At 63.8% G+C, this 1,378-nt stretch carries 1 protein-coding gene; it reads right to left on the bottom strand.

Features of this window, described 5'->3' with window-relative positions; genetic code table 11:
- Nucleotides 1-1,378 (bottom strand): non-ribosomal peptide synthetase (locus JGU71_RS29585; RefSeq protein ID WP_199708710.1); only part of this gene is annotated, 1,378 nt, incomplete at both ends.

The following is a 1,378-nucleotide window of genomic DNA, read 5'->3' as shown; positions in this document are numbered from 1 at the left end:
CTGCCCATCACCACGCCACCGCACCACATCCCCAGTCCGATACAACCGCCCACCACCACCACACGGATCCGCAACAAACCGCGACGCCGTCAACCCAGCCCGACCCCAATACCCCCGCGCCACTTGCCATCCCGCGAGATACAACTCACCGACCACACCCACAGGCACCGCCTGCAAGCGCGAATCCAACACGTACGGGCGCAGACTTCCGAAGGTTGTTCCGATCGGCACGTTCGCTCTGTCGAAATCCTCGACCGGATAGATCGTCGCGAAAACGGTGGTCTCGGTGGGCCCGTAGCCATTGCAGACAGCTGTCGTGCCGTTGCCGCGGCTGATCCACGACCGCAGTCGCGTCGCGTCCACTGCTTCGCCGCCGAGGATGACCAGACGCAGCGCCGAATGCAATGCGGCGGCAGCCCGTTCGGGGTCGGCCTCGAGCAGGTTGTAAAACGCGGCGGGCGTGTGATTGAAGACGGTTACTTGCTCGCGCTCGAGCAGATCCCACAGGCGCAACGGCGTTCGCACCGTCTCCCAGTCGACAACGACGATCCGTCCGCCGTGCAGGAGCGGACCCCAGATCTCCCAGACGGAGAAGTCGAACGACGTCGAATGCGACCAGGTCCACACGTCATCGGCGGAGAATTTGCACCAGTGCTCTGTTCCTGCAAGGAATTCCACCACATTTCTATGTGTGGTCGCGACGCCCTTCGGCACACCCGTCGAACCGGAGGTATAGATCAGGTACGCCAGGTCGTCCGGATATACCTGCGGACGACGCTCACCGTCCCGGTGCGCGGTGTCGAACGCGGTGTCGTCGGCGTCGAGATCGATGATCGGCACAGCTATCTCGGGAAGAACGGACCGAGTGGCCGCGTCGGTGATCACGACCTTCGGCGCCGCATCGGCGAGCAGGAACGCGATGCGTTCGGGCGGATAGTTCGAATCGACAGGCAGGTATGCCGCACCGGCCTCGAGCACCGACAACAACGCGGCAATGAGACGGGGCTGCCGCTCGACTGCGACGGCTACCACCGACTCCGGGCCTACGCCGTGCTGAACCAGCAGCCGTGCAAGCCTTTTCGACTCCGCGGCGAGTTGTCGATAGGTCCAGCGCTCGTCTCCGAAAACGATAGCGACCGCGTCCGGTGTTGCGGCGGCCTGCCACGCGAACAGCTCGGGAATCGTGTTCTCGCCGAGCGCTTCCCGGCTGATCGGTCCTGGTGGCAACAGAGCGAGTCGCTCCGCTGGGTCGAGGATGTCGATATCACCCACCACCACCGACGGATCAGCACACACCGCCTCCAACACCCGAACAAACCGCGCAGCCAACCCCCGCACCGTCACCTCATCGAACAAATCCGTCGAATACTCCACCAAC

Source organism: Antrihabitans stalagmiti (genome assembly GCF_016482825.1).
Lineage (GTDB): Bacteria > Actinomycetota > Actinomycetes > Mycobacteriales > Mycobacteriaceae > Antrihabitans > Antrihabitans stalagmiti.
Note: the sequence above shows the minus strand (reverse complement) of the source record. Positions and strands in the feature narration are given on the sequence as shown.